Source organism: Jeotgalibaca arthritidis (assembly GCF_011100465.1).
In the GTDB taxonomy this organism is placed as follows: Bacteria; Bacillota; Bacilli; order Lactobacillales; family Aerococcaceae; genus Jeotgalibaca; species Jeotgalibaca arthritidis.
Window position 1 is genome coordinate 625,745 of sequence record NZ_CP049740.1, and the last position, 22,232, is coordinate 647,976.

At 38.4% G+C, this 22,232-nt stretch carries 20 protein-coding genes and 1 pseudogene; 4 read left to right on the forward strand and 17 right to left on the reverse strand.

Translation table 11 applies throughout. The features are described 5' to 3' along the window. Positions 1-170: 170 nt before the first annotated feature. The 12 genes from G7057_RS03170 to G7057_RS03225 form a co-directional block, all read right to left on the reverse strand. Complete coding sequence (locus G7057_RS03170) at positions 171-1,247, reverse strand: Gfo/Idh/MocA family protein (RefSeq protein ID WP_166161271.1); 1,077 nt, start codon at positions 1,245-1,247, stop codon at positions 171-173. 20 nt (positions 1,248-1,267) lie between these two features. Then, positions 1,268-2,281 (reverse strand): Gfo/Idh/MocA family protein, encoded by a 1,014-nt coding sequence (locus tag G7057_RS03175; protein WP_166164027.1) that lies wholly within the window; start codon positions 2,279-2,281, stop codon positions 1,268-1,270. 203 nt (positions 2,282-2,484) lie between these two features. Beyond that, the gene (locus G7057_RS03180; RefSeq protein ID WP_166161273.1) at positions 2,485-3,441 is read right to left on the reverse strand and encodes a helix-turn-helix domain-containing protein; all 957 of its coding nucleotides are present in this window, start codon (positions 3,439-3,441) and stop codon (positions 2,485-2,487) included. Positions 3,442-3,515: 74 nt separating this feature from the next. After that, entirely contained in the window at positions 3,516-5,243 is a 1,728-nt protein-coding gene (locus tag G7057_RS03185) for a glycoside hydrolase family 3 protein (RefSeq protein WP_166161275.1), read from the reverse strand. A gap of 24 nt (positions 5,244-5,267) precedes the next feature. Continuing rightward, a complete protein-coding gene (locus tag G7057_RS03190; RefSeq protein ID WP_166161277.1) occupies positions 5,268-6,116 on the reverse strand; it encodes an HAD family hydrolase in 849 nt (282 codons plus the stop codon). Positions 6,117-6,248: 132 nt separating this feature from the next. Beyond that, positions 6,249-7,097 carry an SDR family oxidoreductase gene (locus G7057_RS03195; protein WP_166161279.1) on the reverse strand — a complete coding sequence of 283 codons (849 nt, stop codon included), beginning with the start codon at positions 7,095-7,097 and terminating at the stop codon, positions 6,249-6,251. Between the two features lie 84 nt (positions 7,098-7,181). Next, complete coding sequence (gene uxuA, locus G7057_RS03200) at positions 7,182-8,234, reverse strand: mannonate dehydratase (protein ID WP_166161281.1); 1,053 nt, start codon at positions 8,232-8,234, stop codon at positions 7,182-7,184. A gap of 28 nt (positions 8,235-8,262) precedes the next feature. Then, on the reverse strand, positions 8,263-9,678 hold the full coding sequence (uxaC, locus tag G7057_RS03205) for a glucuronate isomerase (protein WP_166161283.1): 1,416 nt from the start codon (positions 9,676-9,678) through the stop codon (positions 8,263-8,265). A gap of 45 nt (positions 9,679-9,723) precedes the next feature. After that, a complete protein-coding gene (locus G7057_RS03210; RefSeq protein WP_166161285.1) occupies positions 9,724-10,374 on the reverse strand; it encodes a bifunctional 2-keto-4-hydroxyglutarate aldolase/2-keto-3-deoxy-6-phosphogluconate aldolase in 651 nt (216 codons plus the stop codon). 102 nt (positions 10,375-10,476) lie between these two features. After that, positions 10,477-11,259 carry an IclR family transcriptional regulator gene (locus G7057_RS03215; RefSeq protein ID WP_166161287.1) on the reverse strand — a complete coding sequence of 261 codons (783 nt, stop codon included), beginning with the start codon at positions 11,257-11,259 and terminating at the stop codon, positions 10,477-10,479. Between the two features lie 289 nt (positions 11,260-11,548). Then, entirely contained in the window at positions 11,549-13,306 is a 1,758-nt protein-coding gene (locus G7057_RS03220) for an ABC transporter ATP-binding protein (RefSeq protein ID WP_166161289.1), read from the reverse strand. After that, positions 13,303-15,063: an ABC transporter ATP-binding protein gene (locus tag G7057_RS03225; protein WP_227004638.1), complete on the reverse strand. Its 1,761-nt coding sequence runs from the start codon at positions 15,061-15,063 to the stop codon at positions 13,303-13,305. Before G7057_RS03225 ends, G7057_RS03220 begins: the two co-directional genes overlap by 4 nt. Positions 15,064-15,390: 327 nt before the next feature. On the opposite strand from G7057_RS03225, the gene G7057_RS03230 reads away from it, so the two are divergent. Then, positions 15,391-16,563 (forward strand): pyridoxal phosphate-dependent aminotransferase, encoded by a 1,173-nt coding sequence (locus G7057_RS03230; protein ID WP_166161291.1) that lies wholly within the window; start codon positions 15,391-15,393, stop codon positions 16,561-16,563. Between the two features lie 39 nt (positions 16,564-16,602). Here G7057_RS03230 and ybaK read toward each other — a convergent pair whose 3' ends face one another. Both ybaK and G7057_RS03240 read right to left on the reverse strand, forming a co-directional pair. Next, on the reverse strand, positions 16,603-17,088 hold the full coding sequence (ybaK, locus tag G7057_RS03235; RefSeq protein WP_166161293.1) for a Cys-tRNA(Pro) deacylase: 486 nt from the start codon (positions 17,086-17,088) through the stop codon (positions 16,603-16,605). Between the two features lie 21 nt (positions 17,089-17,109). Further along, positions 17,110-17,649: a CDP-alcohol phosphatidyltransferase family protein gene (locus G7057_RS03240; RefSeq protein WP_166161295.1), complete on the reverse strand. Its 540-nt coding sequence runs from the start codon at positions 17,647-17,649 to the stop codon at positions 17,110-17,112. Positions 17,650-17,850: 201 nt separating this feature from the next. Between G7057_RS03240 and G7057_RS03245 the strand changes: the two are divergent. The 3 genes and pseudogenes from G7057_RS03245 to G7057_RS03250 form a co-directional block, all read left to right on the forward strand. Then, positions 17,851-18,535: pseudogene (locus G7057_RS03245) on the forward strand (ABC transporter ATP-binding protein); the annotation flags it as partial. 5 nt (positions 18,536-18,540) lie between these two features. Next, complete coding sequence (locus G7057_RS11980) at positions 18,541-18,750, forward strand: ATP-binding protein DrrA1-3 family domain-containing protein (protein WP_373788386.1); 210 nt, start codon at positions 18,541-18,543, stop codon at positions 18,748-18,750. Continuing rightward, the gene (locus G7057_RS03250) at positions 18,743-20,011 is read left to right on the forward strand and encodes an ABC transporter permease (protein ID WP_166161299.1); all 1,269 of its coding nucleotides are present in this window, start codon (positions 18,743-18,745) and stop codon (positions 20,009-20,011) included. Before G7057_RS11980 ends, G7057_RS03250 begins: the two co-directional genes overlap by 8 nt. 3 nt (positions 20,012-20,014) lie before the next feature. On the opposite strand, the gene yidD is transcribed toward G7057_RS03250, so the two are convergent. The 3 genes from yidD to G7057_RS03265 all read right to left on the reverse strand — a co-directional run bounded on the left by yidD (position 20,015) and on the right by G7057_RS03265 (position 22,030). Continuing rightward, positions 20,015-20,311, reverse strand: coding sequence for a membrane protein insertion efficiency factor YidD (gene yidD, locus G7057_RS03255; RefSeq protein WP_166161301.1), 297 nt, complete (start codon positions 20,309-20,311; stop codon positions 20,015-20,017). A gap of 70 nt (positions 20,312-20,381) precedes the next feature. After that, positions 20,382-21,551 (reverse strand): aminotransferase class I/II-fold pyridoxal phosphate-dependent enzyme, encoded by a 1,170-nt coding sequence (locus tag G7057_RS03260; protein ID WP_166161303.1) that lies wholly within the window; start codon positions 21,549-21,551, stop codon positions 20,382-20,384. Further along, a complete protein-coding gene (locus G7057_RS03265) occupies positions 21,548-22,030 on the reverse strand; it encodes an Lrp/AsnC family transcriptional regulator (protein WP_227004639.1) in 483 nt (160 codons plus the stop codon). Before G7057_RS03265 ends, G7057_RS03260 begins: the two co-directional genes overlap by 4 nt. Between the last annotated feature and the right edge of the window lie 202 nt (positions 22,031-22,232).

Sequence of the window (22,232 nt, forward strand, 5' to 3'; positions counted from 1 at the left end):
CCTCCTGTTTTTACTACTACTATTCTAATATAGTTTTGACTGAAAGCAAAATCCAATTTCGAAATGAAGCTATATTATTGACTGAAAGACCGCAAGTTTCATTGAAATAATAAAAAACATCGGATACTAGGCAAGAATAGCCTATATCCGATGTTAGTCAATTTAGTTGATTAAGGCGATACAACAATCGCTTCAGCTTGTGCTTTTAGACACAGTTCTTGTGCTTTAAAAATATGCTCTTGTGTCATGGCATCTTCAGTTCCATTAATAATATCTAAAATCATTTCACCAAAGAATGGGAAACCTACTTTCCCTGTTACTTGATGGTGCTCTTCGCCTTCTTTTGTTACAAGGAAAACGTGATCGCCTGTCTCTTCTGTTGCGACGTTAATATACTTACGGATTTCAATGGTTCCTTCTGTCCCTGTAATAAAGGTACGGCCATCTCCCCATGTCGACAAGCCATCTGGTGTAAACCAGTCTACTTTAAAAATAAAGGTTGCGCCATTTTCACCTACTAAGGTTGCATCGCCATAGTCTTCTAGTTCAGGAGTTGATGGGTTAGCATAGTTACCAACTTTACTATGTAGAACTTTAGCATCTTTATTTCCTGTGTAATATAAGAATTGCTCAATTTGGTGGCTACCAATATCTGCTAGAATACCACCGTATTGCTCTTTCTTAAAGAACCAATCTGGTCGTTTAGCCTTATCTAAACGGTGCGGCCCAAATCCTGTAATTTGAACAACCTCACCAATTTTACCTTCTTCAATCAATTGACCAGCGAAGACAGCTCCTTCAACGTGCAAACGTTCGCTGAAGTATACCCAATATTTACGTCCTGTTTCAGCAACAACACGTTTTGTCTCTTCTAATTGTTCTAAGGTAGTGAAGCCTGTTTTATCCGTAAAGTAATCTTTTCCTGCACGAAGAACTTGATTTCCTAATGCGCTACGTAGATTAGGAACAGCTGCAGCCGCAACTAATTGCACTTCTGGATCTTCTAGAATTTGTTCTAATGATTCTGCTGCTGGAATATCTGGGAATGATTCTTGGTAGTTCGCTAGTTTTTCTGGATCTGGATCATAGACATACTTAATGGTTGCACCAGCTTCCAACAAGCCATTGGTCATGCCATTAATATGACCGTGATCCAATGCTGTTACAGCAACAATAAATTCTCCTGCTTCAACTACTTTATTGATTTTCCCTTTCGGTGCATAATTCATACCGTCTTTTGCTGCCATTTATATCTTCCTCCAATTAATTAGTGATTAATAATCTCTGAAACATCGAGTGATTGGTTTGATTGTGACGATTGCTTCATAGCATCAATCATTAGCATTGACGGCAAAGCATCTGCAACAGAAATATAATCATCTGTATCATTTTCAACTGCATCATAGAAACGCTGAATCGCTGTTGCATGGCTAGCACCATAGTAGAATTTTGTGCCTTGAACTTTTTCGTCTTCTGCCAATTTTGTTACATTACCATCTTTATCAAACTTGAATAACTTATTCTCTTTAATAACATAAGTTGCCTTTTGAGTAACCACTTCTAATTCAACACTTGAATTAATGGCATAGGCATTGGTCGACATATAAAAGGCCGTCGTCCCATTATCAAAGGTAAAGTTCGCAACTGCTGTATCTTCCACTTCAATCGCCATATTCGTAATATTAGACAGGCTAGCTTTACAAAAACGCAAGTCCCCACCAAACCATTGAATCAAATCCAAGGTATGGATGGCTTGATTGATAATGGTCCCTGCACCTGCTTCTGCCCATTTCCCTCGCCAAGGTTGGGCGCGGTAATAAACTTCTGGACGATTCCAAGCTACCAATCCTTTTATGGCCGTAATCCACGATGTATCTTCTTCCTTTAAAATACGTTTCAATTCGATAACGCTATCGTTATAACGGTTTTGGAAACAGATCCCAATTTTAGCCTTATGAGTCTCAGCGAGTTCTTTTGTTTTAGCACCTTCTTGATAGTCAATCGATAATGGCTTCTCTTGGAATACATGAACACCATTCTCTAAACAAATTTTCGATACCTCATGGTGAAGATAATGAGGCAAGCAAATATGAGCCACATCAATGTCTTCTTGTTCTAACATTTTTTCAACATCATTGTAAAAAGGGACATCCTCATAAACAAACTGACGCGTTTCGTCGATATCACAGACTGCAACTAATTGACCATTTTTACTTGTTTTAATGCCATTATAGTGAACTGTCGAGACAGTTCCCAATCCAATAATCGCTACTCTCAGCATTTTCAATCACACTCTTTCTACCAGTCTCTCAAATAACATCGCTTTCATAAACGTGATTCTTCTATGCAATTTCCATTGCAATAACTGTTAATAGTATAACGTAATCCTTTTCATAATTACAATGACCCTCATTGCTTACAAATTCCCAAAATTGACTGAGAGTACGCAATCTAAAAAGACCGGTTCACATAACCGGTCTTCTCTTACTCGTCTTCTAATTGATTATTTTTACGGTAATGACTCGGTGTCATACCTATTTTTTGTTTAAAAAAGCGACTAAAGTGTGCTTCACTCATAAAGCCACAGCTATTAGCAATATGTTTAATTGACTGTTTAGGTTCTTGTACGAGCAACCGTCGCGCTTGCGATAAGCGATAAGACATCAAGTAATTCATAATGGTATAGCCGGTGATTTCTTTAAATAAATGAGACATATATGATCTGGTCAGACCAATTTCATAGGCAATATCTTCAATTGTGATTTCTTCTTGATAATTAGCAAACAGATAGGTTGAAATTTTTTCAACTAATTGCTCTTTTTCACTTAATTGTCGATTTTCCGTCCCCTCATGAGTATGAGGCATCTCTAATTGATTCAAATAAATCAGAAATTGAGTTGTTAATAGTCGTAGTTGCACATCCTCTAGGTCTGTTAGTTCTTTCGAATAATTACACCAAATGGCATCAATTTGAGCAATAAAATTTTCAACAACCGCTTCTTCCTTCATTCCAAGTTGCATAGCAAAGCCATTTTTATTGATTTCAAAGGTATCCAGCAGTCCTTCAATTTCAAGACCATTTAAAAGAGGCTTCAACCAATCTTTTCTGAAATGAAGTAAGCTCCGCTCATAGCTATTAATATCACCATAAGGGTAGGCTTTGTGAATCATATTTCCATCAAACATGAGTAAGGTTCGAGGTTTCAGGTCATGGAAAGTGTCTCCTACTAAAAAACGACACTGTCCACCATGTAGTAGAACGAATTCGTAGTAATCATGGGTATGGAAGTCAATATAATCAGCTTCATATTCTGGTTCATGACTGTCCGTTGTTCCCCTCTTAATGACACGAAAGCTATCAAACATTTCTCTATTCATTCGCGCCTCTTCACTATTATCCCTCGGCCCAAGAAGTCTGACTGCAGAGATTAGATTATCCAAAAGCTGTCCTCCTTATCACTTATTCAAAAAAGGCGAGGAGAACAATTCTACTCGCACTGAAACTAATCGTTACTCTACAGTTTAGCTTGCCATTTGTTGGCCCAAACATTTTCATTTGGTGTGCCTTTAAATTCAGATTTACCTTCCAACTTATCAAATAATTGGCGGATATTTTCTTCGTTATCATTGTAGGCATTAATATAAGTTTTCACCATTGTTGCATCGTGTAAGTGAGTCGTAAAGTTTAACGACGCAAAAACAGTCGGTACTTCCCACACATACCAAGGCACTTCATTCGACATGGCTGTCTTCCATTGGATACGGTAGTTATTTTGTGCACCATAACCAGCTACATTAGAAATGGTTAACGCTAAATCAACATTTTCACGGTATTCTAGGGTTTTCCCTTTCACACGTGTGTTACCATCGTTAACAGTCACTTCGTAGCCACGGCGCTCTAATTCTTCAACAATAAAATTCAACGTATTGTCTTGGTCAGAAGTAGCGTTAACGGCATTCTTCTCACCTTCTAGATAATAAAGTTGGATACGACGGTGAGTTTCTGGGCTAATTGGTAGGTTTTGTTGTGTATCTTTTACCAATGTAATACCTTTATCAGCTGCGTCAGCACGCATTTCCAAATGCTTGTCACAACCGATGACGTCTAATTCAGATTTATCTTTCAACAATGTTCCTTCTGCTTTTTTAACATGAAGGTTTAGTTTTGCTTTTAGTCCAAGAATACGACGCAAAGCATCTGTCATACGTTCTTCCGTAATCACACCATTTTTGTAGCCATTCATCATAAACATGTAGTCTTCTTCAATGTCATTGAAGAATAAGAACATGTCACAACCAGCTGCAATCGATTGTGGAACATAGTCTTCACGGCGCATAGCAGATGTCATACCCAACATATGAGCAGCATCAGTAATAACCATACCGTTGAAGTCTAATTTTGTTTTCAATAAGTCTTGGATTAATTCTGGCGCTAGTGTAGCAGGCAGAATATCTTTATCTTCCAAGCTTGGATCTAATATTTTTTGATATTCTGGTAGTGCAATGTGTCCTGCCATAATCATTTCAACGCCATTGTCGATATGATTACGGTAAACACGACCAAATGAGTCTTCCCATTCGTCAACAGACAGTTCATTCACGCCTAACACTAAATGTTGGTCGCGCTCTTCTGTTCCATCTCCTGGCCAGTGTTTGATACACTGGATAATTTCACTTTGAGTTAAGCCTTCCAAGTAAGCATTGGTATACTTGATAACTGAATCAGCGTTTGTACCGTAAGCACGTGTATTAACGATTGTATTACGCCAGTTTTGTAAAATATCCACACATGGGTCAAAGTTAGTGTTAACACCTAACGCTGTCGCTTCAACACCTGATACATAACCAGCATTATAAGCAACAGATGGATCTCCAGCTGCCTCAGCTTGTGCACCAGAAGCAATGTATGTTCCGTCATTTGTTGCACCATTACCACCAGCATCACAGTTAGCCGCAACTAATAGAGGAACTTTACTATAGCTTTGTAATTCATTTAATAAATGTTGTACTTGTTCTGAATCTTGCCCTTTGTAACGTGCACCACCGATATGATATTTTTGAACAATTTGTTCATTAGTTAATGCGTTACCGCTGTATTCATCTTTACCAGGGAAGAATAAGTTAACAAACAATTGACCAACTTTTTCTTCATCAGTCATGTTTGAAATAATATCTTCTACCCAATTAATTTGATCAGCAGAAAGGTTATAAGGTTTTTTTGTTAAGTCTACTAGCTTAGCCACTTGAAACACTCCTTTATTATAAAATTAGTCGTATTTGCTTAATAATTCGTGGAATTCTTTTTTCAAGCTATCTTGGTATTCTTGTGTGAATTCACCATTTAGGAATTTAGGTAGTGCTTCGTTCACTAAACGATCCCATGATGCTTTTTCTTGTCCAAATAGAATTGGGAAATAAGAAACGTTATTTTTATCTGCAGCTGCTTCATCGCCAGGTGCATCCCCAACCATTAAAACGTGTTTTTCATCGTAGCCTTTTGTTAATAAATCTGCGATTGCTTCAGCTTTGCTACCACGGTCTTGTGCATAGAAGGCATCTACTGAGTCTAATAGACCATGACGCTCCCATTCACTTTCAACTGCTTCACGGTTTGCAGAACTTACGATAGCAACGTCAGCAAGTTTTGTGATATGTTCCAATCCTTCTTTAGCACCATCGAATGGGCGGTCTTCGCCAACTAATTCTGTTTCAATTGCGTGATTCACACGTTTACTCCAGTCAAATGCTTTTTCAAAGTCATCAGATGGGTTAGTTGCTAAAATTTCTACAATCGCATCATTTGATAATGAACTTGCTGTTTCAGCCCATTCTCTTAATGCTGTAATATCACCAACATCTTCGCCACGTTCTTGTGCGTTTACTAAAGCCATCACAAGTGCTTTGAAACGGTTAACGCCACGTGTACTTGAGAATAGGTTAATGCGGTTCCAATCTTCTAAATATGTTTCGCGATCTTTAATACCATAAACATCTGCTGAGAATGGTCCAAAGAAACGTTCATGTTTGACATCCATTGTGTCCATTGCACAACCATCTGAGTCGACACAAACTAAAAAGTCATTTTGTTTTTCAAAAGTTAAAAATCTTTCTGTCATTAGGGTTTCCTCCTTGATTTACCGAAAACGTTTTACATAATAATAAGGGGCAAGATAGATTTCCTTCATCCTATGAAGTTAGATCTACCTGGCCCCTTTCGTTATAAACTAATTAAGCAATATGAAATTGAATTACACACCTGAGTATGCAGAGAATCCGCCGTCGATTGGTAATACAACACCGTTAACAAAGCTTGCTGCTTTATCGTCTGCTAGGAACATTAGTCCGCCTAATAATTCTTCTGATTCACCGAAGCGACCCATTGGCGTATTGTTGATGATTTTTTGTCCACGAGGTTTTAATGTTTCGTGATCAGATTCGAATAGCAAGTCGCGGTTTTGGTTTGATACTAAGAATCCTGGTGCAATAGCATTACAACGGATACCTGCTTTAGAGAAATGAACTGCTAACCATTGTGTAAAGTTAGAGATAGCAGATTTAGCTCCTGAGTATGCAGGAATTTTAGTTAATGGCGTGAAAGCATTCATACTTGAAATGTTGATGATGTTTGCTCCATCGCGACCAACCATGTCTTTAGCAAAAACTTGAGTTGGTAACAAAGTACCTAAGAAGTTTAAGTTAAATACAAATTCAACGCCGCTTTGATCTAAATCAAAGAATGATTTAGTTCCTTCTGGCATGTTTGCTTCATGGAATTCGTTATCTGTTGTAGCACGCGCATTGTTACCGCCAGCACCGTTAACTAAGATATCAACAGTTCCTAGGTCAGCGTCAATACCAGCTTTAGCAGCTTCGATTGATTCTTTATCTAAAACGTTACATTTGTATGCTTTCGCTACCCCACCTGCTGCAACGATTTCATCTGCGTAGCCTTGTGCAGCTTCTTCGTTTAAGTCTAGTAATGCAACTTTAGCACCTGCTTTTGCGAATGCTTTTGCGAAATCTGAACATAGAACGCCACCAGCACCTGTAACTGCAACAACTTTATCAGTAAAGTCATGTAAGAATGGATTTGTCATAATAATGAACCTCTTCCTTTTAATTTAAGTGATAGAAATCCCGCGCCCCTTCTTTAATAGAGGGGGCGTGAGAACTTCATGAAATTATTTGTTTTGAGCTGCTAGGTTTTTCTTAACTGCTTCTTCTAAACCGTTTAGGTAAGTTGCACCTAATGCGCGGTCATATAAACCGTAACCTGGTTTTCCTGTTTCGCCCCAGATCATACGACCATGGTCAGGACGGATTGCGCCTTCGAATCCAGCTTCAACACATGCTTTAACAACTTCGTACATGTCGATTGAACCCATTTCTGAAAGGTGAGCTGATTCTTCGAATGAACGTCCACCAACAAGTTTGATGTTACGTGCATGCATAAAGTTAACACGTTTTTTAGCTAACATGTCTTTTAGAATTGCGATTGTATCGTTCTTAGGATCTGATGCGTAAGAACCAACACATAATGTTACACCGTTATATTCTGAATCATACAAGTTGATGAAACGGTTTAATGCTTCGCCACCTGTGATGATACGTGGTAAACCAAAGATTGAATATGGAGGATCATCTGGGTGAATCGCCATTTTCACGCCTGCTTTTTCAGCAACTGGCATGATTTCTTTGATGAAGTATTCTAGGTTTTCCCATAGTTTTTCTTCATCAACTTCTTTGTACTCATCCATCAATGCGTTCATGCTTTCTGGTGTGTAGCTCTCATCCCAACCTGGAAGTGATAATGTACGTGGGTCCATTTTGTTTACTTCTTCTTCGTCGAAGATTAAAGCGTTAGAACCATCTGGTAATTCGTAAGCTAGGTTTGAACGAGTCCAGTCAAAGATTGGCATAAAGTTGTAACATACAACTGGGATTCCAGCTTCACCTAAGTTTTTTAGTGTTTCTTTGTATGCTGCGATATATTTATCACGATCTGGACGACCGATTTTGATTGATTCGTGAACTGGAACAGACTCGATAACGTTAATGTACATGCCATGTTCTTCTACGTCAGCTTGTAATTTTTTGATGCGTTCTAGTGGCCAAACTTCTCCAACTGGAATATCGTAAATTGCTGTAACAATTCCTTTCATACCAGGAATTTGACGAATATTTGCTAAAGTAACTGGATCATCATGACCGTACCATCTGAATGACATTTCCATATTGAAACACTTCCTTATTCTCTATTTTTTATTTTTTAAATTCAAAGTATTCAACTGCATTGTTGTAACTAATATTCTTAATTAATTTTTCTAACAGTGCATCGTCATTTGGAATTTCACCGCGTTCAACTAAGTCACCGATAAAGTCACATAGTAGACGACGGAAGTATTCGTGACGTGTGTAAGAAACAAAACTTCTTGAATCTGTTAGCATACCTACAAAGTTCATTAGTAGACCTGCTTCAGATAAAGATTTCAATTGTTTCAACATACCGTATTTTGTATCGTTGAACCACCAACCTGAACCAAGTTGTACTTTACTTCTAATTCCTTCTGAATTCATTTGGAAGTTAGCTGCTGCAGTACCTGCTAAGTCAAAGTAAGTTGGATCTAATGGGTAAATAATAAATTTAGGTAGTTGGTTATTTTCATCCATCGCACCCATTAAGTTATTTAAAGCATAACTCACATTTGGTTGGTCTGTAATTGAATCAACACCTGCATCTGGTCCAAGCTTGTTGAAAATACGTCTGTTGTTATTACGAATTGCGCCGAAGTGCAACTGCATCACGAATTTCTTAGCGTGGTAGATTTTACCTAATTCAACGAATAATTTTGTTTGGTATTTTGCATATTCTTCATTAGAAACAGTTTCACCATTAGCAGCTTTTTGGAAGATTGCTTCAATCTCTTCATCACTTGCTTCAACATAATGAATGGTTGTTAAACCATGGTCAGAAATGTTTGAGCCATGATCAGCGAAATATTGAATACGTTCTTCAAGGCCAGCTAGTAGACTAGTAAAGCTATCCATATCATTGCCAGTAACTTGCTTCATGTTTCCTAGGAAACGTGTGAATTTAGCAGCATCTTGAATAGCAAATGCTTCGTCAGGACGGAATCCTGGCAAAACAGCGACATCAAAACTCTCGTCTTCAGCAATTTGTTTGTGCCAAGCAAGATCATCTGTTGGATTATCTGTTGTACATACAAATGTAACGTTTGAGTTTTTAATCAGTTTACGTGCTGTTAACTGTTCTTCTTCAATAACTTGATTACATTTATCATAAATTTCTTTCCAGTTTTTGCTGGTTAGTAATTCATCAATGTGGAAATAGCGTTTTAATTCCAATGCAGACCAATGGAATAACGGGTTCCCTACTGCGTTTTCACAAGCGTAAGCCCATGCTTCAAATTTCTCTTCATCAGAAGCGTCGCCTGTAATCAATCGTTCGTCGATTCCCATTGCACGCATCCCACGCCATTTGTAATGGTCGCCACCTAACCATAATTCCGTTACATTCTTGAATTGATGGTCTTCAGCGATTTGTTGTGGTGATAGATGACAGTGGTAATCAAAGATTGGCATATCTTTGGAAAAGTCATGATAGAGACGCTGAGCTGTCTCTGTTTGGAGCATAAAATTATCATGGATAAATGACATCCGGTAAGTCCCCTCTTTCTCAAATAAAATTCAAACAGTGGTTGCTTATTTGTCAGCTAAGATTGTTGCTAATTTATCAGCAAATTCTTTTGATGCTGCTTCAACAGCTTCGTAACCGCCAGTTTTTAAGTCTTTTGTCAAGGCACTTCCGACACCAACAGCCCAAGCGCCGTTAGCAATCCATTTGTCCATGTTATCTAATGAAACGCCACCTGAAGGCATTGCTTCAACCCATGGAATCGGACCGTGTAAGTCTTTAATAAATCCTGGGCCTAATAAACCACCTGGGAACAATTTAACAACTTCACAACCAGATTCAAGAGCCATTGTTACTTCTGTAATTGAGCCACAACCCGGTAGGTAAGGAACAGTGTATAAGTTACACATTTTCGCAATTTTTTCGCTGTATGATGGGCTTACGATGAATTTCGCACCGTTTAGGATTGCAATACGAGCAGCAACATCATCAAGTACTGTTCCAGCACCAACAACCATGTCTGTTCCAGCAAATTCATCAGCTAACTGACGCATAACTTGTTCAGCATTTGGTGTTGAGAAGGTTACTTCAATATTTTTGATGCCGCCTTTGTATACAGCTTTAGAAACTTCGTAGCCTTCTTCTTGAGTTGCCCCACGAACGACTGCAAATAAAAAGTTTTCTTGTAATTGATTTAAAGTGTCTCTTTTGACGCTCATTATATTTCCTCCAATTTCTTTTTTTGTTTCGCATTGTGAAACGCAGTATCACATAACGATTTAATTATAAATTGAATTAAAATTTATGTCAACGGTTAATCACTAATAATCCAAAGTTCCACCAAGCAACTGTGAAATCCTTTCCGCACACTCACGAATCTTCGCAACATAGTGTTCTTTATTTGGTTTTTCTTTAATTGGCAGCGAGATACTTAAGGCACCTGCAACGGATTCTTTGTAGCTTGAAAAGATTGATCCAACGCAGAAAACGCCATATTCAAACTCCTCATCATCGACTGCGTAGCCCTCCTCTCTTACTTTTTCAATTTCTGCCATAAATTGTTCAATGTTTGTTAGTGTGTGCTCTGTTTTTTGTTCCGTTTCTAAATCGCTCCAGTACAATAGAATTTCATTGTCGGACCGTTTAGCCAACATCGCTTTCCCAACTGCCGTACAATAAAGCGGCGCTTTAAGGCCAATCTTAGAGCGCATTTTCGATTCGTGGTGATCGCCATACTTGTCGATGTAAAGGATTTCATCGTTATCTTCGATAACAAGATGAACGGTCTGGTTAATTTCTTCAGAAAGCTGACGAATGTTACTTTTAGCGACATTAATAAAATCAATATTTTGAACACGCTTATTGCCCAATTCAAACATTCTCAGTGACACACGGTACTGTTTATTTTCTTCCACTTGTTCAATAAGGCCATTCTCAATAAGCGATTGGACAATGCGATGAGTCGTTGCCTTATGCAGTCCAACTTTTTCACTTAGCTCGCCTAATCCTAGACTATTAGCGTCTGCTAGTGTCTCTAAAATAAAGACTGCTCTATCAATTGACTGCACTTTAGATGTTACTGGTTGATCTGATTTTGTAGCCATTTTATTTTCCCTCGTTTTTTTAGTTAGCACTAAATTGCTTTTTATTTTATTGGGTCTAGTATAGCAAGCATTATTTCATTTTTGCAAAAAAGATTTTTAATTGTCTGTATTTGAAGAGAAAAGTATGGCTCTTTTTATTGCTAACTATCTCTATTATAGACTGTTACCCCACTATATAAAAGCGTTTACATCTTTATTTTGTAAAATATTTAATCAGAACCATATTGTTATAATATACGACCTGTTCAATAAAAAAGAGACGTAGAGTCAAATGGCTCTACGTCTCTTTTTACATCGCTTCAGCAATACTTTTCTTCTGCATACGATACATCTCTGCGTACTTACCGTCTAATAAAAGCAACTCTTGATGATTCCCTCTTTCAACAATTTCACCATTGTCTAAGACAAGAATTTGATCAGCGTGCTGGATAGTAGATAAACGGTGGGCGATGATAAAGGTTGTTCGCCCTTCTTTTAAAACATCCATCGCATGTTGGATGATTTCTTCTGTCTCTGTATCGATACTAGATGTCGCCTCGTCCAAAATTAAAATTTTAGGATTATAAGCTAAGGCTCTAGCAAATGAAATTAATTGTCTTTGACCAGAACTCAAGGTACTCCCTTTTTCAACGACTAGCTCATCTAAGCCTTTTTCAAAGTGAAGCAACATTTGGTCGCCGCCTACTTTTTCCAAAGCACTGTGGGCCATTTCTTTGGTAATCGTTGGATTTTCTAGCGTAATATTGGATTCAATGGTTCCTGTAAAAAGAAAGGGATCTTGCAAGACAATCCCCATCCCTTGGCGGACACTTTTACGCGAAGCCAATTTGGTATTTTGTCCATCAATTCGAATTTCACCTTGATCTGGATCATAGAAGCGGAATAAAAGATTCATAATGGAACTCTTACCTGAACCCGTATGGCCGACAAGCGCAACCGTTTCTCCTGAGTTTGCTGTAAAGCTAATATCCTTCAAAACCTTGGTCTCTTCTTTGTAACCAAAACTCACTTGATCAAATTCAACTTTCCCTACTGTCAAATCTAATTTACCACTCGCATCCTCTTCAGCAGGTGTATCGACTAAGGTAAAGACACGTTCACCGGCTGCGATGGCTTGTTGAACAAATGACATCTGTTGGATAATACCTTGAATAGGATCATATAAACGTGTCACATAGTCACCGAACACATAGAGCGTCCCGATCGAAATCCCTAAAATACCATCTAAATACTGGCTACCAAAAAATAACATAACGAACATGAGCGTCACGTGACGCAACAGACCGCCTAGTGTGAATTGTGCAGCTGAATCTAATAGCACGTATTTCCGTTCAACTTCAAACCAAGCTTGATTAATCGTATTAAATTCTTCAGAAACTTTCTCTTCCTGCTGAAAAGCTTGAATAATCGACATACCTTGGACTGATTCATTGATTTTACCGTTGATATCACTATTCAATTCCCGTTCTTTACGGCTAAACCGGCCGGCATATTTACTGTAATATTTATGCCAAATATACATCAGTGGCAATAAAACAAGTAAGGATAAGCCTAGTCCGACATGCAAACGGGTAATGGCAATGTAGGTCCCAATCACATAAATCACATTTAGCATGACATTGCTGATGGTCACCACATAAAACTGCTGGCGTAAGACTTCGGTGTCGTTTGTAATTTGTGACACCACCTTACCAGCTGGTAAATTATCAAAGTAGCGGATCGGTAGTTTTTGAAGATGACGATAAGCTTGATCACGAATAATTTTAATAATTTTGTTAGCAGTCTTTGTAAGGATTAAGAAACTCAGATAGCGTAACAGAGCCGTTACACCAATTAATAGAGCATACAAGCCGAGCAATCTCACTAACAAGTCGGTTAGCAATTGTCCCGATGCAGCTGAGGGTGTAATCACATCATCAATCAATTGTTGTGCCACAATGGGCGCATATAAATCGGTAATCACTGCTGTGATTAGTAATGTAAATCCTATGACAAATTTGCCTTTATCATATTTCATATAAGATAATAGTCGTTTGACTGTTTTCATTCATCAGCACCTGCCTTTAACTCTTGGCGAAGATACTGGGTGTAGTACCATCCTTTTCTACTAATTAAGGCGTCGTGGCTGCCGCGCTCAATAATTTTTCCATCTTCCATAACGATAATTTCATCGGCTTGTTTAACCGCTGAAAGTCGGTGGGTAGAAATAATAGTCGTTTTCCCACTTCTAAGCTGTTTGATATTTTCTACAATTTTTTGTTCGGTTTTCGCATCCACTGCCGATAAAGAATCATCTAAAATTAAAATTTCAGGATCTTTAATTAAGGCTCTAGCAATCGAAATCCGTTGTTTTTGGCCCCCTGAAATAGAGACCCCTTTTTCACCAATCATGGTGTCTAGCCCTTCAGCCATTTTCTTGAGATCGTCCTCAAATGATGCAATTCGGATGCTTGCCATAATTTCATCATCTGTGGCACTCCCTTTCCCAAAGGCGATATTATCCCTAACACTCTTAGAGAAAAGAATATGGTCTTGCGGCACATAACCAATTAGATTTTGAACAGTCTTACCTTTATAAGCTAAAATCGGTTCTGTTCCTACCATTAAATCACCGCTACCTAGTGGGTATTGGCGCAATAATTGGCGAATAAAGGTCGTCTTGCCGGCACCTGTTTTCCCCACAATTCCTAATGTTTTCCCTTTCGGAATAACCACGTCAATCTGGTCTAAATTCACATCTTGGCTAGATGGGTACTTAAATGATAAACCGTGAACAGTAATATCATCCACTGTTTCAATAACCTTACTCCCATCAGCTTCCATACTGTCGTTTGCTGAAAGAACGGTCTCAACCCGTTCCATCGACGCACTACCTTGACGAAGAACGTTAGTCAATTCACCAATTGACATAATCGGCCAAACAATCATTCCTAAATACATTTGGAAGGCAACAATGTCACCAACTGATAGCTGTCCTTTGGAGACTAGGTAAGCCCCATAACCAAACGAAATCAAGTTGCTCACTGACAGGGTCACTTTTGTGAGCGGTGAGAATAAAGCATTGGCATCGGCAACGCGATTATTCTTGGCTAGCATACTTTCCGTTTGCTGGCGGAATTTTTCGACATAGTCGTCCTCTTTCACGTAAGCTCTAATCACGCGGATACCATCCACCACTTCTAGCACATCATTATTCAATGACGAAAAGGCATCTTGAGCTGCTGTGTAACGTTTCTCAACAATGTTCCCTAACTTGCCAAATAAGTAAGCTAGGATCGTTAATGGTAATAAACTGAAAAATGTTAGCTTCCATGAGACAGACAAGCCCATCATAAGAACGATGACTGCTAAAAATAAAGTCGCATTCATTAATACCATCATGCCATAACCTGCCGTATCAGCAATCGACCGGACATCTTGCGTTGCACGAGCCATTAAGTCACCAGTACGGAATTTTTCATAAAAGCTCGCTCTCATTTTTAAAAAGTGGTTCATTAATTTTGATCGCATTTGTGCTTGGAGTTTAGCAGCGCCTGTAAATAAATAATAGGACCAGATAAATTCTAAAATATAAGCACCAATTAAACTAATTAAAAATAATAGCCCAAACAAACGTAGGGCAGACCCTGTGAGTTCATCTTTAATAATGGCATCAATAAGTTGCCCGATAATATAAGGAATGAAGACACTGAATCCGTTACTGCCGATCATGGTTAGTAATGACACCACGTAATCGAATCGATTTTCTTTAAAAAAATCTTTTAACTTAAACATCACATTAAACATAACTTGAACTTCCCTCATTTCTACCTTCCATGAAACAAGACTTAAAATTGGACGCAAAAAAGCGCAATCCGTCCTTAAACAGATTGCGCCTACTAATTCGTTTAGCTTATAGTACGCCCATTAAATGTCTTCGTGGAAGGAGGTTAATAAATATTTGATTTGTTGTAAATTCATAGTAATAACAATCATTGTAAACCCTCCTTTTCTTAGTCTTTCTACAGTTTAATCGTTTTCAAACATTAGTACAAGCCTTTTATTAAAAAATAGTAAAAGTTTTTTTCATTTTCTTTGAAATATCTGATAAAATCAGAAGAAATACGTTAGTTGAAACAAGGAGATGTAAGCATGTATCATTGGTCAAACCTTTCCAAACATTATCCAGCTTCTAGTATTCGCAAGATGGCGAAGCTGGCGCGTCAGTTTGACGACACGATTATGTTGACAATGGGAGAACCTAATTTTGAAACACCTGATTTTATCAAAAAGACAGGTATAGAAGCAATCGAACAAAATCGGACACATTACGGGGACAATGTTGGGGAAGATACCTTTCAGGTCGCCGTTTCAAAAAAATATTCGGAGATGACTGGCTTTGCTTTTTCAAAAGATGAGGTCATGGCTTCCTTTGGTGCAACGGAGGGCATCTTGCTCGTTATGATGTCTGTTTTAAATCCGGGTGACGAGGTATTGATTGCTAATCCCCACTATCCGAACTACTTAGGCCAAATTATGGGATTAGGCGCAAAGGTTGTCGAAGTGCCTGTTTATGAAGAAAATCAGTTTAAAATTCAAGCAAAAGATATTGAAGCTGCCATTACGGATCGAACAAAGCTACTAATTATTAATTCGCCAAACAATCCGATGGGCTCTATTTTAGATCAAGCTGAGATGGAAGCTATTGTGGCCGTTGCTGATAACCATCAAATTACGATTTTGTCTGATGAAGTTTATGAAAGTATCATGTACGATGGTAAGGAACACTTTAGCTTATTCCAAATTCCTGCTGCCAAAGACCGTCACTTTATCGTCAATAGTTTTTCAAAAACGTATGCCATGACGGGTTGGCGTGTCGGTTATGTGGTCGGCAATGAAGCTGCTATTGAACGGATGGCTGAATTTAGAGAGGGTATTGGCTTTTGTGTGCCGCCTTTTATTCAGGATGCTGCTGTTGAAGCATTAAACTCCGATCAAGCTATTGTTAAGGACTATTTAATGGCCTATGACCGCAGACGTCATGTGATTGTGGATGGTTTAAATGCTATCCCTGGTTTCCATTGTTTAAAAACAGAAGGTGCATTCTATGCTTTTCCAAATATTCAAGCTTTTGGAAAATCGTCACAAGACTTCGCAATGGAATTATTACAAGAAACCCATGTTGCCATGACACCTGGTTCGGCTTTTGGTTCTATGGGAGAAGGCTATCTCCGCATCTCCTTTGCCCAATCTGAAGAGGTGCTTCAAGAAGCCGTTGAACGCATTCATCAGTACATATTAAAGGCATATCCTGAACTCGTTTAAAAAATAAACAGAGGTGAATCGTTAAGATTCACCTCTGTTTTAGTTTGTATGAATAGAGTCAAATGTTGCTCTGACTAATGAACCTAAATCTGTTGGAGAAAGTTCCATTTGCAGCCCTCTTCTACCGGCCGACACAGTAATTGTTTCATAATTTAAGGCGGATTGATCAATATATGTTGGCAATAGTTTCTTCATCCCAACTGGTGAACAGCCACCTCGGATATAGCCCGTTAGTTCTTCTAAATCATGGACATGCAGCATCTCTACTTTTTTATTGCCGCTTACCTTAGCGATTTTCTTTAAATCCAGTTCTGTATGACTCGGCATAACTGCAACTAAGGGCCCAGTCTTATTGCCCACTGCTACAAGTGTTTTAAAAATACGCGCAGTATCAACATTTAGAATCTCTGCTACCTCTTTACCTGAGACATGCTCGTCTTGCCAGGGGTACTCATGTTCCGTATAGGCAATCTTTTTTTGTTCAACGATACGAATAGCATTGGTTTTGGCTTTTTTCTTAGCCATATCATCACTCCTAAAAATGGCTTATTTATTAGCCAGCTTGCGCTCTTTTAAGCCCATTAAAAAATGATAGGCGTATTGGGTAAAGGTAATAATAGCTAAAACAGCTGTTATAAATTGAATAATCGTTGCGCCCGGCAAGCTTAAAACGGCAAAAATGATGGTAACGAAGACCAATACCGTTGTTATTTTTCCGAAAATGTTGGCAGACATAATCATCTTGGGTTTCATGCTGACCATAATAATACCTAATAAAATTTGACAAAGCTCTTTCACTAAAATAATCCAGAAAAACCATTTTTCTAACATGCTAATATCTGATAAGGAATAGAGAACAGAAACTTGCATCATCTTATCTGCAAAGGGATCCGCCACCGTTCCAAACTTCGAAACGACCTGATATTTCCGAGCTAGAAAACCATCGAGCACATCAGTAATACTCGCCACTACAAAAATAGCTAGTGCCAGTAACAGAGCATGTTCAGCTTCTGAATAAAACACCATAAAATAAACCGGAATTAGAAGTAAACGAATAAACGTTAATATGTTAGGAACATGTTTCATTAGCTACCTCCTTTTTAGCTTTTTTAATTATTTCTTCATTTATATCTGAAAAGCTTTTATTTCATAAATCATACCACAAAGTCGTTAAATCATTGTAAAGATTTGTGTTATCTCGAACATTTTCGACATTTTATTTCATCGCACTACGTTAGTATGTTAGACTTATCTTAAGAATTTCTAATGATTTGGAGGAAAATAAAGATGTTAGAAGTGAAAAACCTTTCAAAGTCTTTTGGGAAGTTACAAGCAGTTGACGATGTTAGTTTCACCATTGAAGACGGCGAAATTATGGGGATGATTGGCCAAAATGGTGCTGGTAAAACGACCACTTTTCGCCTCATTCTCGATTTTTTATCGCCTGATAATGGGCAAGTCTTATGGAATGGTAAGCCATTGACAAAAAATGAATACAATATCGTAGGCTACTTGCCCGAAGAACGTGGCTTGTATCCAAAAGTTTCAATTGAAGAGCAATTAATTTATTTCGCTCAGCTTCGCGGAAAATCAAAAAAAGAAGTGAAGCCACAAATCGATTATTGGATGGATAAATTTCAAGTTAAAGGAAAAAAATCAGATAAGGTCAAAACTCTTTCGAAAGGAAATCAACAAAAGGTGCAACTCATTGCAACTTTACTCCATCAACCGAAATTGGTTATTTTAGATGAACCGTTTAGCGGATTAGATCCTGTTAATGCTTCTTTATTAGAAGAAGGTATCAAAGAGCTAAGAAAAAATGGCTCTTGTGTCATTTTCTCCAGCCATGATATGAATAATGTAGAAGAAATTTGTGACCACCTCATCATGCTTCGCAACGGCAAGCAAGTTTTACAAGGAACGGTTTCAGATATTAGGGAGCAATTTGGACGAACAAAACTCTTTTTAGATACACCGATTCCAACTAATATTCTACAAGCCATGCCAGGTGTGAAGCGTATTAGTGAAAATTCTGATGGCTTTAAAGTTATTGATTTAGAGGTCCCAGCTTATGGACGAGAAATTTTCAAAGAGGTCACTAAAAACGGCTATATTGCTACTTTTAGCCAACAGCCACCAACACTTGATGAAATTTTCCGTATGAAAGCAGGTGAACAGGATGAATAAGTTTTGGATTATTGTTGGTCAAGTTTATAAAAAGAATGTAAAATCAGTTGGCTTTATTACAATGATGCTCAGTCCGATTATTATGATTGGGATTATCGCAGCCATTATTTACTTTATTGGTAATAGTTTCGATTCGGTACCTACTATCGCTGTTATCAGTGATTCTCAAGAAATTCAGCAATTGTTTCAGGCCGAAGAAGAGCAATTTGTAGTGGATGAGAGCTTGTCAACATTGGAAGATGCTCGTACAGCAGTTGAATCCGAAATAATTGATGCTTATTTGTCAGTCAACACGGATAACAACCATATCACAGCAGATTTTGTTGAAGTTTCAGGGCTTGATTCAGTTGACCTTAACTATATCACGTCCCTTCTAGCTGCTGTTCAGCTTGACTTACAATCACAGGCATTGGGCCTTTCTTCTGATGATATGATGGCTTTAAACACACCGCCTACGATTAACAGCTCAACAGTAGCAGTTGATGACGGCAACATTATTGAAAATGATAATATTGATGAAGCCATTAAGACCGGCGCTGCCTACTTTATCTGTATTGCTATTTTCATGTTTATCATGACCTATTCTAGTATTATCGCAGAAGAAATTGCATCTGAAAAAGGCACCCGCATTATGGAAATCGTTCTTTCTAGTGTGTCGTCAACCACCCACTTTTTTGGTAAGTTGACTGCTATTTTTCTGATTTGTTTAACCCAAATTGCTTTTTATGGGCTTGTTTTTGCAGTTGCCCTTCAATTTGATTTTGTTCAAAATCTGATTCCAAGCGACTTGGATATTGTCAATCTATTGAGTGGCATGGTGGGCGTTGCTTTATTCTACTTTGTTGCCGGCATTGTCCTTTTTGCTGTAATAGCAGCCTTCTTAGGGTCAATGGTAACCAAGATTGAAGATGTGTCTAAAGCTGTTACACCGATTATTTTTATTGCTTTAGCAGGCTTTTATGGTGGGATGTTTGCCTTTGCGAGTACAACAAATCCTATTATTAAGATTGGCTCACATATTCCATTCTTTTCACCATTTATTATGCCCTTCCGAATTGCAGCAGAGACGGTATCAAATGTTGAGGTCGGTATTTCCATGCTAGTGATGGTTGCCTTTACGGTATTGGTGACCTTTATTTCACTGCTACTCTATCGATCTAATGTTTTAATCTATTCAGAAAGTAATATGTTCAAAATTATTAAGACATCCATTCGAAATGTTAAAAATGACCGCAAAAAAACACAGCAAGTCGAGAGTTAATCACTACTCGTTCTCACTGCGTTTGGCCATTTGTTGTCGCATGGCTGCGAGCTGTTCATCAGCATTGGGATTACGCCTAATGGTAAATCGTTTAGGGACAGGATCATAGCCACCTTTAATAAAGGGGTGGCAGCGAAGAATACGAGCTGTCCCCATAATACCGCCCTTAATCGCGCCATGTTGGTTTAAGGCATCAATCATATAAGTGGAGCAAGTGGGATAATACCGACAGCTCGGTGCAAAAAGAGGTGAAATATGCCTTTGATAACCTTTGACACCTTTAATCATTAGCTTTCTCATTTTTATCGCTCCCTTCTATTAAAAAAACAGAGGTTCAGGTCCGTCGACTTGAACCTCTATTTTTATTTTTCTATTTTTCTAATCGTAGTCGATTAATAAACTGTTCAACTCGAACAAAGGCTTCTTTTAACTCTTCAATTGAATAGGCATAAGAAATACGGATAAATCCTTCTCCCGATTCACCAAAGGCACTACCTGGAACAACAGCAACCTTTTCTTCTTGAACTAAGCGAGTCGCAAATTCTTCTGATGTCATACCAAATTCTGAAATATTCGGGAATACATAAAAGGCACCGTAGGGATCAAAACAAGGTAGCTTTAAGCGATCAAGCGCATCGATTAGGAAACGACGACGTTGGTCGTAGCTTTCTCTCATTTCCGCTACTTCTTTATCACAGTCACGAATCGCCACAATACCGGCATACTGGCTTGAAGTTGGAGCCGCCATGATAGCAAACTGATGGATTTTAGTCATTTGCTCCATAATAAGAGCAGGAGCTGCAGCGTAACCTAAGCGCCAGCCTGTCATCGCAAAACTCTTCGAAAAGCCATTAATGACAATCGTACGCTCACGCATACCTGGTAAGGACGCAATGCTGACGTGTTCATTTTGATAAGATAACTCACTATAGATTTCATCACTCAAAACAAACAAATCATGTTTTTTAATCACTTCGGCAATGGCTTCTAAGTCTTCTTTTTCCATAATGGCACCAGTTGGATTGTTTGGATAAGATAATATAACAATTTTAGTTTTATCCGTAATCGCTGCTTCTAACTCATCCGGCATCAAACGGAACTGATTTTTTTCTTTTAATTGGAGGCTGACCGGTACACCGTCTGCTAAAACAACACAAGGTAAATAGGACACATAACATGGCTCAGCAATAATCACTTCATCACCGGGGTCCAACATGGCACGTAAGGCTAAATCGATCGCCTCACTGCCGCCTACCGTAACCAGAATCTCATCCTTTGCCTCATATGACAATTGATAGCGACGGTTAAGATAGTGACTGATTTCTTGCCGAAGCTCTAAGAGACCCGCATTTGCCGTATAAAAGGTATTCCCTTTTTGCAAGGTATACATTCCTTCATCACGAACAATCCACGGTGTATCAAAATCTGGCTCACCTACCCCTAAGGAGATAACGCCCGGTATTTCATTGGCAATTTCAAAAAAACGACGGATACCTGATGGCTGGATCGTTTGTACTTTTTGGCTTAGTGGGTTTCTCATGGGGAAACCACCATCCGTTTGTCTTTGTCTTCATCCACAAACAAAGTGCCGTGGTCTTTATAACGTTTTAAAATAAAATGAGTTGCGGTTGATTGTACTTCTTCAATAGTAGACAAACGACGTGCCACAAAAGAAGCAATATCCTTCATCGGCGCTTTGCGCATTTCAACTAATAAATCATAGGCACCTGACATCAAGTAAACAGCGTCTACTTCAGGAAATTGATAAACGCGTTCCGCAATTTTATCGAACCCTGCGCCTCTTTGCGGATTAACTTTTAATTCGATAACAGCAGAAACTTCATCATCATTAGCTTTATCCCAGTTAACCAGCGTATGGTAGCCACAAATAATCTTACGTTCTTCCATATCCTTTAAGGCATGGACAACATCATCCGTTTCCAAACCCAGCATAATCGCAATTTCTTCCGCAGTTAGGCGGCTGTTCTTCTCAATGACTTTTAGAATTCTTTCATTCATTTCATGGCTCATTGTTTTTATCCCTTTCAGCAGATGCAGTTATAGGTTTTAAATATCTTTCATATTATCACTTCAAACAAGGCGGCGCAATCTATGCGTGTATAAAAAAATGTAAAGTTTCGTAACTCCTACAGAACAAAACACCCACTAGGCTGGGTAGGCCTAATGGGTGTTTTGATTTGATGGGTGAGTTCTTTGGGAA